The organism is Streptomyces sp. NPDC003943 (assembly GCF_053605265.1).
This window is the reverse complement of sequence record NZ_JBSGIW010000077.1, coordinates 29,313-41,585: the sequence shown is the minus strand read 5'-3', so window position 1 is coordinate 41,585 and position 12,273 is coordinate 29,313. Positions and strand designations below refer to the sequence as shown.

Annotated in this window: 12 protein-coding genes; 2 read left to right on the top strand and 10 right to left on the bottom strand. The window is 73.7% G+C overall.

Going from position 1 to position 12,273, the window contains the following annotated elements; genetic code table 11:
* Positions 1-86: 86 nt before the first annotated feature.
* The 10 genes from purB to bioB all read right to left on the bottom strand — a co-directional run bounded on the left by purB (position 87) and on the right by bioB (position 10,250).
* The gene (purB, locus tag ACWEV0_RS27175; RefSeq protein WP_403789270.1) at positions 87-1,529 is read right to left on the bottom strand and encodes an adenylosuccinate lyase; all 1,443 of its coding nucleotides are present in this window, start codon (positions 1,527-1,529) and stop codon (positions 87-89) included.
* Between the two features lie 152 nt (positions 1,530-1,681).
* A complete protein-coding gene (locus tag ACWEV0_RS27170; protein ID WP_453152127.1) occupies positions 1,682-2,461 on the bottom strand; it encodes an SGNH/GDSL hydrolase family protein in 780 nt (259 codons plus the stop codon).
* 159 nt (positions 2,462-2,620) lie between these two features.
* Positions 2,621-3,646 (bottom strand): hemolysin family protein, encoded by a 1,026-nt coding sequence (locus ACWEV0_RS27165; RefSeq protein ID WP_453152126.1) that lies wholly within the window; start codon positions 3,644-3,646, stop codon positions 2,621-2,623.
* Positions 3,643-4,983: a hemolysin family protein gene (locus ACWEV0_RS27160; RefSeq protein ID WP_453152124.1), complete on the bottom strand. Its 1,341-nt coding sequence runs from the start codon at positions 4,981-4,983 to the stop codon at positions 3,643-3,645. Before ACWEV0_RS27160 ends, ACWEV0_RS27165 begins: the two co-directional genes overlap by 4 nt.
* Before the next feature lie 170 nt (positions 4,984-5,153).
* Positions 5,154-5,597, bottom strand: coding sequence for a GNAT family N-acetyltransferase (locus tag ACWEV0_RS27155; RefSeq protein WP_453152123.1), 444 nt, complete (start codon positions 5,595-5,597; stop codon positions 5,154-5,156).
* Positions 5,598-5,649: 52 nt separating this feature from the next.
* Positions 5,650-6,501, bottom strand: coding sequence for a TIGR03621 family F420-dependent LLM class oxidoreductase (locus tag ACWEV0_RS27150; RefSeq protein WP_453152121.1), 852 nt, complete (start codon positions 6,499-6,501; stop codon positions 5,650-5,652).
* A 51-nt stretch (positions 6,502-6,552) separates the two neighbouring features.
* Positions 6,553-6,897, bottom strand: a complete 345-nt coding sequence (locus ACWEV0_RS27145) for a VOC family protein (protein ID WP_453152120.1) — start codon at positions 6,895-6,897, stop codon at positions 6,553-6,555.
* Positions 6,898-6,937: 40 nt separating this feature from the next.
* Positions 6,938-7,627 (bottom strand): dethiobiotin synthase, encoded by a 690-nt coding sequence (bioD, locus tag ACWEV0_RS27140; RefSeq protein ID WP_453152119.1) that lies wholly within the window; start codon positions 7,625-7,627, stop codon positions 6,938-6,940.
* A 95-nt stretch (positions 7,628-7,722) separates the two neighbouring features.
* Complete coding sequence (locus tag ACWEV0_RS27135) at positions 7,723-9,003, bottom strand: adenosylmethionine--8-amino-7-oxononanoate transaminase (RefSeq protein ID WP_453152118.1); 1,281 nt, start codon at positions 9,001-9,003, stop codon at positions 7,723-7,725.
* A 5-nt stretch (positions 9,004-9,008) separates the two neighbouring features.
* Positions 9,009-10,250, bottom strand: a complete 1,242-nt coding sequence (gene bioB, locus ACWEV0_RS27130; RefSeq protein ID WP_453152116.1) for a biotin synthase BioB — start codon at positions 10,248-10,250, stop codon at positions 9,009-9,011.
* A 142-nt stretch (positions 10,251-10,392) separates the two neighbouring features.
* Here bioB and ACWEV0_RS27125 point away from each other — a divergent pair, with 142 nt between their 5' ends.
* Together ACWEV0_RS27125 and ACWEV0_RS27120 are read left to right on the top strand one after the other, a co-directional pair.
* Positions 10,393-11,598: an 8-amino-7-oxononanoate synthase gene (locus ACWEV0_RS27125; RefSeq protein WP_453152115.1), complete on the top strand. Its 1,206-nt coding sequence runs from the start codon at positions 10,393-10,395 to the stop codon at positions 11,596-11,598.
* Between the two features lie 164 nt (positions 11,599-11,762).
* Positions 11,763-12,212 (top strand): ATP-binding protein, encoded by a 450-nt coding sequence (locus ACWEV0_RS27120; protein ID WP_453152114.1) that lies wholly within the window; start codon positions 11,763-11,765, stop codon positions 12,210-12,212.
* The last annotated feature ends 61 nt before the right edge of the window (positions 12,213-12,273 follow it).

Below are 12,273 nucleotides of genomic sequence, written 5' to 3'. Positions count from 1 at the left end.
GGGGCCGGAGGTGGCGTTGGCGAGGCACACCGCGGCCAGGCCGTCCTCGACGCTCACCCACAGCCTGGTGAACCGGGGAGTCCGGGTCAGAGGATCGCGCCGGGGGTGTAGCCGGCGGCCTCCGGGTTCGCCTTCACGATCTCCTCGATGCGGGAGACCACGGCGGCGACCTGGTCGGCGGCGGCGCCCGTGAAGGAGAGCTTGTCGGCCATCAGCTCGTCGAGCTGGGCGCGGTCCAGCGGGATCCGCTCGTCGGCGGCCAGCTTGTCGAGCAGCTCGTTGCGCTCGACGCCCTGCTCGCGCATGGCGAGGGCGGAGGCCACGGCGTTCTCCTTGATGGCCTCGTGGGCGACCTCGCGGCCCACGCCGGCGCGCACCGAGGCCATGAGGACCTTGGTCGTGGCGAGGAACGGCAGGTAGCGGTCGAGCTCGCGGGCGACGACGGCCGGGAAGGCGCCGAACTCGTCGAGCACGGTCAGGAAGGTCTCCAGGAGACCGTCGAGCGCGAAGAACGCGTCCGGCAGGGCCACGCGGCGCACGACGGAGCAGGAGACGTCGCCCTCGTTCCACTGGTCGCCCGACAGCTCACCGGTCATCGACGCGTAGCCGCGCAGGATGACCATGAGGCCGTTGACGCGCTCGCAGGAGCGGGTGTTCATCTTGTGCGGCATCGCGGAGGAGCCGACCTGGCCGGGCTTGAAGCCCTCGGTGACCAGCTCGTGGCCGGCCATCAGGCGGATCGTCTTGGCGATCGACGACGGGGCGGCGGCCAGCTGCACCAGGGCGGTGACCACGTCGTAGTCGAGCGAGCGCGGGTAGACCTGGCCGACCGAGGTGAAGGCGTGCGCGAAGCCGAGGTGCGCGGCGATCCGCTGCTCCAGGTCGGCCAGCTTGCCGGCGTCGCCGCCGAGCAGGTCCAGCATGTCCTGGGCCGTGCCGACGGGGCCCTTGATGCCGCGCAGCGGGTAACGGCCGAGCAGCTCCTCCAGGCGTCCGTACGCCACGAGCAGCTCGTCGGCGGCGGTCGCGAAGCGCTTGCCGAGGGTGGTGGCCTGGGCGGCCACGTTGTGCGAGCGGCCGGCCATGACCAGCTCGCCGTACTCGGCGGACAGCTTGCCGAGGCGGGCGAGGACGGCGACCGTGCGGTCCCGCATGAGCTCGAGCGAGAGCCGGATCTGCAGCTGCTCGACGTTCTCGGTGAGGTCGCGGGACGTCATGCCCTTGTGGACGTGCTCGTGGCCGGCGAGAGCGTTGAACTCCTCGATCCGGGCCTTCACGTCGTGCCGGGTGACCTTCTCGCGCTCGGCGATCGACGCCAGGTCGACGTCGTCGAGCACGCGCTCGTAGTCGGCGAGCGCCGCGTCCGGCACCTCGATCCCGAGGTCCTTCTGGGCACGCAGCACGGCGAGCCACAGCCGGCGCTCCAGCTTCACCTTCTGCTCGGGGGACCAGAGGACGGCGAGCTCCGCGGAGGCGTAGCGGCCGGCCAGGACGTTGGGGATGCGGGGCTTCGCAGTCACAGCTGTCACGTGTCCAGATTCTACTGGCGATTTCTGCAGGCCAGCGCCGCGGTCCGGGCTGGAGCTTGCTACGAGACGGGCGTCACGTCGCACCGCGGGACGGGCGCGACCCGGCCGGGCCGTCCCGCCAGGCGGGCGCCAGGCGGGCGCCAGGCGGGCCGTCAGACCGCCGGGCCCTCGTACGGCAGCAGCTCCGGGCGCTTCGGCGGGCGGCCGTCGCCCGAGGAACGGCCGGTCAGCCGGCGGCCGATCCACGGTCCCAGATGCTCCTTCGCGAAGCGGGCGTCGGCCACCCGCCGGTCCAGCCAGCCCAGGCGCGCGGTCGGCGGCAGCGGGGAGCGCCAGTCGTCCTCGGCCGGCAGGCCCAGGGTCTGCCACACCGCCTCGGCCACCCGGCGATGGCCCTCGCCGGTGAGATGGAGCCGGTCCACGTCCCACAGGCGCGGGTCGCCGAGCGCGGGAGCGCCGTACAGGTCGACGACCAGCGCGCCGTGCCGGGCGGCGAGCTCGTCCACGTAGGCGAAGAGCTCCTCCATGCGCGGCCGGAAACGCTCCATGACCGGGCCGTTGCGGCCGGGGCTGCGCATCAGGACGAGCTGTCCGCAGGACGGGGCGAGCCGCTCGACGGCCTCGCCGAGCAGGCCGCGCACCCGGCCCATGTCGCACTTGGGGCGCAGGGTGTCGTTGAGCCCGCCGACGAGCGTGACGACGTCGGCCTTCATGGCCGCCGCAGTCTCCACCTGCTCGTCGACGATCTGGCCGATCAGCTTGCCGCGCACGGCGAGGTTGGCGTACCGGAAGCCGGGTGTCCGGGCGGCGAGCCGCCCGGCGAGCAGATCGGCCCAGCCCCCGTAGGAGCCGTCGGGCTTCAGATCCGACATGCCCTCGGTGAAGCTGTCGCCCACGGCGACCAGACTGGTGTAGGTGGCATTCATCTCCATGGCCCAGCGATCGTACCGCGCGGTATGGACCGGGCGCGGGCCGCTCAGCCGACCGGCGGCCCGGGACCGCGCTCCCAGACGGGACCGCGCCCCGGGACGGACCGCGTTCCGGGACGCCGAAGGGCCCGGGATCTCTCCCGGGCCCTTCGTGCGGCGCTCTTACGGGGCGGAGGGCCGCCCCACCAGCTCCCGCAGCACGTCCTCCATCGTCACCAGGCCGGTCAGCCTGCCGTCCTCGGCGTCGTCGGTGACGGCGGCGAGATGGGTCCGGCTGCGCCGCATCGCCGTCAGGACGTCGTCCAGCGGGGTCGCCGCCCGCACCCGGGCGATCGGCCGCATCGCCGACACCGGGAAGGGCTGGTCGCGCGGGGTGACGTCCAGGGCGTCCTTCACGTGCAGATAGCCGAGGATCCGGCGGCCCTCGTCGACGACGGGGAAGCGCGAGAACCCCGACCGCGCCGACAGCGCCTCCAGCTCCTCCGGGGTCGTGCCCACCTGCGCGTGCACGACCTTGTCCACCGGCATCACGACGTCCCGCACCGGGCGGCGGCCCAGCTCCAGGGCGTCGTGCAGCCGCTCGGCGGCCCGGTCGTCGAGCAGTCCGGCGTCACCGGCGTCGGTGACCATCCGGGCCAGCTCGTCGTCCGAGAAGGTGGCCGCGACCTCGCCCTTCACCTCGACCCGCAGCAGCTTCAGGATCCCGTTGGCGAAGGCGTTCACCGCGAAGATCACCGGGCGCAGCGCCCGTGCCAGCGTCACCAGCGGCGGGCCGAGCACCAGCGCGGTCCTGCTCGGCTCGGCGAGGGCGACGTTCTTCGGGACCATCTCGCCGAGCAGCATGTGCAGATACGTGGCGACCGTCAGGGCGATCACGAACGAGACCGGGTGCACCAGGCTCTCCGAGACGCCGATGGCGTCGAAGAGCGGTTCGAGCAGGTGTGCGATGGCCGGCTCGGCCACGATGCCGAGCACCAGGGTGCACAGCGTGATGCCGAGCTGGGCGGCCGCGAGCATCGCCGAGACGTGTTCGAGGCCCCAGATGACGCTGCGGGCCCGCCGGTTGCCGGCGTCCGCGAGCGGTTCGATCTGGCTGCGGCGCACGGAGATCAGGGCGAACTCGGCGCCGACGAAGAAGGCGTTGACGACGAGGGTCAGCAGACCGACGAGAAGCTGGATCGCGGTCATCGGCCGGCCTCCTCGTCCGGGTCGCCGGTGCGGCGGAGCGGGGCGTGCAGCAGCACCCGGGCCGCCCGCCGTCCGGAGGCGTCCACGACGTCGAGCCGCCAGCCGGCCAGCTCCACGCTGTCGCCGTTGGCCGGGATGCGGCCGAGTTCGGTGGCGAGCACGCCCGCCAGGGTCTCGTACGGGCCCTCCGGCAGCCGCAGGCCGATGGCCGCCAGCTGGTCGGTGCGGGCCGCGCCGTCCGCCGACCACAGCGTGCGGCCGTCGGCGTCCTCGCCCGCGGGGGCGAGGTCGGGCGTCTCGTGCGGGTCGTGCTCGTCGCGCACCTCGCCGACGACCTCCTCGACGATGTCCTCCAGGGTGGCCACGCCGGCCGTGCCGCCGTACTCGTCGATGACGACGGCCATGGTCTGCCGGCCGGACAGCCGGTCGAGCAGCTTGTCCACGGTCAGGCTCTCGGGCACGAGCAGCGGCTCCCGCAGCACGTCGCCGACCGGGCGGCGCGGGCGGTCCTCGGCCGGTATCGCGAGCACGTCCTTGATGTGCGCGATGCCGACGACCGTGTCCAGGTTGCCGCGGTAGACGGGGAAGCGGCTCAGGCCGGTCGCGCGGGTCGCGTTGGCGACGTCCTCGGCGGTGGCGTGCACCTCGAGGGCGGTGAGCTGGACGCGTGGGGTCATCACGTTCTCCGCGGTCAGCCCGGCCAGGTTGAGGGTGCGCACGAACAGCTCGGCGGTGTCGGCCTCCAGGGCGCCCTCCTTGGCGGAGTGGCGGGCCAGGGCGACCAGCTCCTGCGGGGAGCGGGCGGAGGCCAGCTCCTCGGTGGGCTCCAGGCCGAGCCGGCGCACGGACCGGTTGGCGGTGTTGTTGAGATGGCTGATCAGCGGCTTGAACGCGGCGGTGAAGATCCGCTGCGGGGTGCCCACCACCTTGGCGACGGCGAGCGGCGAGGAGATCGCCCAGTTCTTGGGGACCAGCTCGCCGACGACCATCAGGACGACCGTCGACAGCGCGGTGCCGAGGACCAGGGCCACGGAGGAGGCGACCGACTCGGACAGGCCGAGATCCTCGAGCGGGCCGCGGATCAGCTTCGAGATCGAGGGCTCGGAGAGCATGCCGACGACCAGATTGGTGACGGTGATGCCGAGCTGGGCGCCGGAGAGCTGGAGGGTGAGCGTCCTGACGGCCTTCAGGGCACCGGCGGCGCCCCGCTCACCGCGCTCGGCGGCGGCTTCGAGCTCGCCCCGCTCGACGGTGGTCAGCGAGAACTCGGCCGCGACGAACGCACCGCAGGCGAGGGCGAGGAGCAGCGCCACGACGAGCAGCAGTACCTCGGTCATCGGTTCTTCACCTCCGTCCCTCGACGAATCCCATGATCAGTCAGGGGAGGGAGGACCGCGCGGTGTCGGCGGGCGGTACGGCTACTGGGAGGCTCGCCCATGGGCGGACGCTCACACCTTTCGGTAGGAGGATCGGTTCTGGCCTCCATGGTAAAGGATCGGCAAAGTGCTCAGGCGGTGCGGGTCGGCAGCGGCTTCACCCAGCGCGTCCACTGCTGCTCGGGGCCGTACGCCGCCGCCCGCCACGCGGCCTGCCCGAGATCGTTGCGGTCGAGCACCATCGCGTCCGCGCGCCGGCCGCCGAGCCGTACGAAACGCTCCTCGGCGGCCGCGAGCAGCGCGCCGCCGATGCCGCGCCGGCGATGGTCCGGATGGACGGCGAGCCGGTAGAGATGACAGCGCCAGCCGTCGAAGCCGGCGATCACCGTGCCGACCAGCTCGCCGCCCCGCTCCGCGAGCAGCAGGGAGTCCGGATCGCGGTCGACGAGCCGGGCCACCCCGGCCCGGTCGTCGCTGATGCTCGTGCCCTCGGCCGCGATCCGCCAGAAGGCGAGCACGGCGTCGATGTCGGCCGCGACCGCGGCCCGTATCCGAAGATCGTCCATGACCGTCATCCCACTACCGGCCGGCTCGGCTTGTCGACCGCGTTTCACCTGACGGAACGCGCTACGCGCCGCGCAGCTCCGCGATCACCGGGCCGAACGCCTCCATCGAGTGGTCGAGCACGGTGAAGTACGAGATCCCGAGCCGCTCGCGCAGGTCGAGCAGCCGGTCGGCGATCTCCCGGACCGTGCCGGCCGCGAGGATCGGCAGGTCCAGGACCTGCTCCTCGGTGAGGTACGGGACGTGCGGGCGGAACTCGGCGGCCGCCGCGGCCCGGTCCTCGGTCACCACGACCCGCTGGATCAGCAGATTGCGCTCCGCGGGCGTCTCCCGCCCGGCCTCCTTCTCGAAGCGCGCGTACGCCTCGACGCGCGCCGCCAGCTCCTCGGCCGTGAGCACGGTGGGCGTGTCGCCGTCGAAGCGGCCGCCCGAGAAGGCCATCACGGCGGCATGCCGGGCGGCGAGCCGCAGCACCCGGTTGCCGTTCCCGCCGATCAGCAGCGGTACGTGCGCCAGCTCGCCGGTCAACTCCTCGACGGTGCGGGCGAGATGGTCGACCCGCTCGCGCGGCGGCAGGAACGGGATGCCCGCCTGCTCGTGCTCCGCCGGCACATAGCCCGTACCGAGGCCGAGTTCGAGCCGGCCGTCGGTCAGCGCGGCCGTCGTCGCCACCTCACGGGCCAGCAACGACGGGTTCCAGAAACCCGAGTTGAGCACGAACGTGCCCACCCGGGTGCGGGTGGTGGCCTGCGCGGCCGCCACCAGGGAGGGGAACGGGGCGGGCATGCCGAGGTGGTCGGGGACCAGGATCAGGTCGTAACCGAGCTCCTCCGCGCGGGCGCAGCGGGCCCGCCACTCGCTTCCCGTGCCGGCCTGCTCCAGCATGTTGACGGCGAATCGGAACGGTAACACCACGGTGCGACCCCCTCGTTGACGATGTCTGCCCTCCGAAACTACCCGGTGAACCTACCCGGTCACGAAGCAGAACTCGTTGCCCTCGGGATCGTGCATGACCTGGAACGATCCCTGTTCGTCCGTCACGATCCCGCCCGAGCGCCGCGCTCCCCACGCGAGCGCCTCGGCCGCCGCCGCGTCCGGGTCGGCCACCTCCACGTCCAGGTGGACCCGGTTCTTCACGGCCTTGCCCTCCGGCACCCGCTGGAACGCGAGCCGCACGAACCCGGGCGGGTCCACGTACGACCACTCCGGGCTCCGGTCGACCGGTGTCCCGCCGAGGAGCGCCGCCCAGAACCGCACGAGGGGGGCCGGGGCGGCGCAGTCGAAGACGATCTCCTGAACACGAGCGCGCATGGCGCCAGCGTAGGGGCACGGGGGTTGCGGTGTCGGCGCGTCAGACCTCGTACGTGCCGCCGAGCGAGGGCGCCAGCCAGGTCGGCGCGGCCGCCCGGAACGCCTCCGGGTCCAGCGCCCCCACGCCCGCCGGCACCACGCCGAGCAGCGGCGCGCCCGCCACCTCCGGCAGATCCGTCAGATTGCAGCGCTCCGCCAGGCCCGGCTCCTCGGGCCAGCTGCCCACGACCACGCCCAGCTGCTCGATCCCGCGCGCCCGCAGCGCCTCCGCCGTCAGCTCGGTCGTGTTGAGCGTCCCGAGCCCCGCCTGCGCGACGACGAGCACCGGCGCGCCGAGCAGCGCCGCCGCGTCGGCGAGCGACCCGCCGTCCTCGTCGAACCGCACGAGCAGCCCTCCGGCGCCTTCGACGAGGACCAGGTCGTGCTCCTCGGCCAGCTTCCGCGCGGCGTCGGCGACCTCGGCCGGCCGCACCGGCGCCATGCCGGCGCGCCGGGCCGCCGTCCCCGGCGCCAACGGCTCGGGGAAACGGGCGAGTTCGGCGGTGGTCGCGGCGCCGGACAGACGCGCGACGTCGTCGGCGTCACCGGGCTCGCCGGGCCCGACGCCGGTCTGGGCGGGCTTGAGGACGGCGACGGAACGCCCCGCGGAGGTGGCGGTGGCGGCGAGAGCGGCGGTCACGACGGTCTTGCCGACCTCGGTGCCGGTGCCGGTGATGACGATGATGCTCATGGAATGTCCTTTGTACGTAAGGGGGGAAGCGGGGGGCGTGGACGGGGCCGGCCGTGCGGGACGGGAGCCCCGCACGGCCGGAGACGCGCGGCCTCTCAGCCCGCCCGCGCCGCCTCCCGCACCGCCGTGCAGATCCGCGCCACGTCCTCGTCCCCCGTCACGAACGGCGGCATCGTGTAGATGAGGTCGCGGAAGGGCCGCAGCCACACGCCCTCGCGCACCGCCGCCCGCGTCGCCGCCGCCATGTCGACGTCGTGGTCGAGCTGGACGACGCCGATCGCGCCGAGGACGCGCACGTCCCGTACCCCCGGCAGGTCGGCCACGCCCGCGAGCCCGGCCCGCAGACCGGCCTCGATCCGCTTGATCTCGACCTGCCAGTCCTGCCCGAGGAGCAGGTCGATGGAGGCGAGCGCGACCGCCGAGGCCAGCGGGTTGCCCATGAACGTCGGGCCGTGGGCGAGCACCGGCACCTCGCCGCGCGAGATGCCCTCCGCCACTCGACTCGTGCAGAGCGTCGCCGCCATCGACAGATAGCCGCCGGTCAGCGCCTTGCCCAGGCACATCACGTCCGGAGCGACGCCCGCGTGGTCCGCGGCGAAGAGCGCGCCGGTCCGGCCGAAGCCGGTGGCGATCTCGTCGAAGACGAGCAGGACGTCGTGCTCGTCGCACGCCTCCCGCAGGACGCGGAGGTACTCGGGCGCGTGGAAACGCATGCCGCCGGCGCCCTGCACGACGGGCTCGACGATGACCGCGGCCACCTCGTCCGCGTGGCGGGCGATCGCGGCGCGGAGCTCGTCGGCGTACGACTCCTCGTACGCCGCCGGCGGGGCGCCCACGAACACCTGCTTGTGCAGCACGCCGGTCCACAGCTCGTGCATGCCGCCTTCGGGGTCGCAGACGGACATGGGCGTCCAGGTGTCGCCGTGGTAGCCGCCGCGCCAGGTCAGCAGGCGCTGCTTGGCGGGGCGGCCGACGGAGCGCCAGTACTGGAGGCACATCTTCGCGGCGACCTCGACCGCGACCGAGCCGGAGTCGCTGAGGAAGACGTGCCGCAGCGGCTCCGGGGTGATCTCGACGAGCCGCGCGGCGAGCCGGACGGCCGGCTCGTGGGTCAGCCCGCCGAACATGACGTGGCTCATCCGGTCCAGCTGGCCGCGGACCGCCTCGTTCAGGACGGGGTGGTTGTAGCCGTGGACGGCCGACCACCACGAGGACATGCCGTCGACCAACTCGTCCCGCCCCTCGGCGGGTTCGGCGAGCCGGAGCCGTACCCCGGACGCGGACGCGACGACCAGCGGGTCCGTACGGCCCGGCATGGGACCGTACGGATGCCAGACGTGCGCCCGGTCCAGGTCGAGGAGTTCGTCGTTGCGCATGGGGACTACGCGTTCGGGGCGAGGTCCGTGCCGGCGCCGCGGCGGCGCACCGCGACCAGGTCCGTACGGGCCTCGGAGGCCGCCGGAGCCGCCTCGGCCACCGCGCCGCCACCGCACGGCCCGCAGCCGCCACCGGCCTCGGCGTGCGAACCGCAGCCCGCGCCGGCCTCCGCGTGCGAACCGCAGCCGCCGGCAGCCTCCGCGTGCGAGCCGCAGCCGCCCGCCGCGGCCGCCGCCACATCGGCCCGGTGCGCCGGCAGCGTCGTCGTGCCCGCGCCCTCCACCTCGAAGCCCGCGTCGGCGATCATGTCCAGGTCGGCCTGGCCGGCCTGGCCCTCGCTCGTCAGGTAGTCGCCGAGGAAGATCGAGTTGGCGATGTGCAGCGCCAGCGGCTGCATCGTGCGCAGGTGCACCTCGCGGCCGCCCGCGATCCGGACCTCGACGTCCGGGCAGACGAACCGCACCATGGCGAGGATCCGCAGCGCGCGCTGCGGGGTGAGGTTCCACTCCTTGGCGAGCGGGGTGCCCTCGAAGGGGATGAGGAAGTTGACCGGCACCGAGTCGGAGTCCAGCTCGCGCAGCGCGAACACGACGTCGACCAGGTCCTCGTCGCTCTCGCCCATGCCCGCGATCAGACCGGAGCAGGCGGACAGACCGGCGGCGTGCGCCTTCGTCACGGTGTCCACGCGGTCCGCGTAGGTGTGCGTGGTCGTGATGTCCCCGTACGTCCCCTCGGACGTGTTGAGGTTGTGGTTGTACGCGTCGGCGCCGGCCGCCTTCAGCCGCTCGGCCTGGCCGTCGGAGAGCAGACCGAGGCAGGCGCAGACCTCCACGCCCTCGTTCTGCTCCTTGATCGCCTCGATGGTCTTGCCGACCCGGTCGACGTCCCGGTCCGTCGGGCCGCGGCCGCTCGCCACCAGGCAGACCCGCTTGGCGCCGCCGGCCACACCGGCCGCGGCGGCCTGCGACGCCTCCTCGGGCTTCAGCCACGTGTACTTGAGGATCTCGGCCTTGGAGCCGAGACGCTGCGAGCAGTAGGAGCAGTCCTCGGGGCAGAGCCCGGACTTCAGGTTGACGAGATAGTTGAGCTTCACCCGGCGCCCGAACCACTGGCGGCGCACCTTGCCGGCCGCGGCCACCACATCGAGCAGTTCGTCGTCGGAGGTCGCCAGCACGGCGAGCGCTTCTTCACGGGTCGGCGACTCGCGCCGCAGCCCCTTCTCCACCAGGGTGTTCAGCAGGTCCATAAGGGCTGATCCTGGCCTACGGCACACCCCGCGGCCAAGGAGGATCTGAACAAACGGCCCCGTTTGAGGTGTGTGTATGACCACACCCTGACCTCGGCCGCGGCCGGTTAGGGTCTGTGCGCTGCCTACAAAAGGATCTGCCATGCCGTCGTACGCCGTGGACCCGTCGTCCTCCGGGGAGGCGCCGGCCCCGCGCCCGGCCGCCTTCGACTGGACCGAGGCCGCCGCGCGGCAGCGCGCGCAGGCCGGTCTCGTACGGACGCTGCGGCCCCGGGCCGCCGAATCCGAGCTGCTCGACCTCGCGAGCAACGACTACCTGGGCCTGACCCGCCATCCGGAGGTCACCGGGGCGGCGGCCCAGGCGGCGCTCCGCTGGGGCGCGGGCGCCACCGGCTCCCGGCTCGTCACCGGCTCGACCCGGCTGCACGCCCGCCTGGAGCGCGAACTCGCCGACTTCTGCGGATTCGAGGCGGCGCTCGTCCTCTCCTCCGGCTACGCCGCCAACCTGGCCGCGCTCACCGCCCTGTCCGACCGGGACGGGCTGATCGTCTCCGACGCCGCCAACCACGCCTCCATCGTCGACGGCTGCCGGCTCGCGCGCGCCGAGACCGCGGTGGTGCCGCACGCCGACCCGGAGGCCGTCGCGAAGACGCTCGCCGCGTACCCGGGCCGCCGCGCCCTCGCGGTCAGCGACTCCGTCTTCTCCGTCGACGGTGACCGGGCGCCACTCCCGGAGCTCGCCGCGGCCTGCCGGGAGCACGGCGCCGGCCTGGTCGTGGACGACGCGCACGGCTTCGGGGTCCTCGGCGACGGCGGGCGCGGGGCACTGCACGAGGCGGGGCTCGCGGGCGCGCCGGACGTGGTGGCGACGCTGACGCTGTCCAAGTCGCTGGGCAGCCAGGGCGGTGCGGTGCTCGGCCCGGCCCGGGTGATCGAGCACCTGGTCAACGCGGCCCGTACCTTCATCTTCGACACCGGCCTCGCCCCGGCCGCGGCGGGCGGCGCGCTGGCCGCCCTGCGGCTGATCGCCGCCGATCCGGGGCTCGCGGCCCGGGCCCGCACGGTCGCGACCACCCTGCACCGGCTGCTCACCGAGGCCGGTCTCACCGCCGCCCACCCCGACGCCGCCGTGGTCTCGGTCCGCGCGCCCGGCCCGAACGAGGCCCTCGACTGGGCCGCCGCCTGCCGCGAAGCCGGCCTCTCCGTCGGCTGCTTCCGCCCGCCGTCCGTCCCCGACGGCATCTCCCGGCTCCGGCTGACCGCCCGCGCGGACCTCACCGACGCCGAGATCGAGCGCGCGGTGACCACGATCGTGCGGACGGCTCCGCCGGGCGCGCGGGGCGCATAAGGGATGTCGCGCGGCTGTCCGGTCGCCCGCCGCACGGTTCACCGCTTCGGGCGACAGATATCCGTATAACTTGGTCGATCGCCGCCCAGGGCAGCACGATCGGTGGCAGTCTGACGCGAAGCGCAACCCGGGCCGGGCCCGGAGGGGAAAGGGACAGCGTCGCCATGGCAGACCTGCAGGAAGCAACCGTCACGCTGCCGAGCGACCCCGCATCGGTCTCCACCGCGCGGAGGTACGTCGTCGGGGTGCTCGCCTCCTGGGGGCTCGGTGACGGCGGAGACCCCGCAGACGACGCCGGCACGGCCGACGCGGTCCGGCTCATCGTCTCCGAGCTGGCCACCAACGCCGTCCAGCACACCTTCGGGCAGTCGCCCACCTTCACGATCGACGTCCGTCTGGAGCGCGACGAGCTGCTGCGCATCGGAGTGACGGACAGCCACCCCCGCTGGCCCAGGCGGCTGCCGGCGGCCGTCCAGCAGGACAACGGCCGCGGCATGATGATCATCCGCTCGCTGACCGCCGAGGCGGGCGGCCGGCTGTCGGTGACGCCGACGGCCGAGGGCGGCAAGACCGTGTGGATCGAGCTGCCCTGGCCGGCGGCGGTTCCCGGCTGACGCACGGACCGACCCGCCGACTCGCCGGCTGGCCGGCTGACCGGTTCATCGGTCCGTACGA

Bases quoted from the DNA above. Each gene is read 5' to 3' on its own strand.
- bioB (WP_453152116.1), bottom strand. From the start codon at position 10,250: ATGGACCTGCTGAACACCCTGGTGGAGAAGGGGCTGCGGCGCGAGTCG.
- ACWEV0_RS27120 (WP_453152114.1), top strand. From the start codon at position 11,763: ATGGCAGACCTGCAGGAAGCAACCGTCACGCTGCCGAGCGACCCCGCA.
- ACWEV0_RS27125 (WP_453152115.1), top strand. From the start codon at position 10,393: ATGCCGTCGTACGCCGTGGACCCGTCGTCCTCCGGGGAGGCGCCGGCC.
- ACWEV0_RS27160 (WP_453152124.1), bottom strand. From the start codon at position 4,983: ATGACCGAGGTACTGCTGCTCGTCGTGGCGCTGCTCCTCGCCCTCGCC.
- ACWEV0_RS27165 (WP_453152126.1), bottom strand. From the start codon at position 3,646: ATGACCGCGATCCAGCTTCTCGTCGGTCTGCTGACCCTCGTCGTCAAC.
- ACWEV0_RS27170 (WP_453152127.1), bottom strand. From the start codon at position 2,461: ATGGAGATGAATGCCACCTACACCAGTCTGGTCGCCGTGGGCGACAGC.
- ACWEV0_RS27145 (WP_453152120.1), bottom strand. From the start codon at position 6,897: ATGCGCGCTCGTGTTCAGGAGATCGTCTTCGACTGCGCCGCCCCGGCC.
- bioD (WP_453152119.1), bottom strand. From the start codon at position 7,627: ATGAGCATCATCGTCATCACCGGCACCGGCACCGAGGTCGGCAAGACC.
- ACWEV0_RS27155 (WP_453152123.1), bottom strand. From the start codon at position 5,597: ATGACGGTCATGGACGATCTTCGGATACGGGCCGCGGTCGCGGCCGAC.
- ACWEV0_RS27135 (WP_453152118.1), bottom strand. From the start codon at position 9,003: ATGCGCAACGACGAACTCCTCGACCTGGACCGGGCGCACGTCTGGCAT.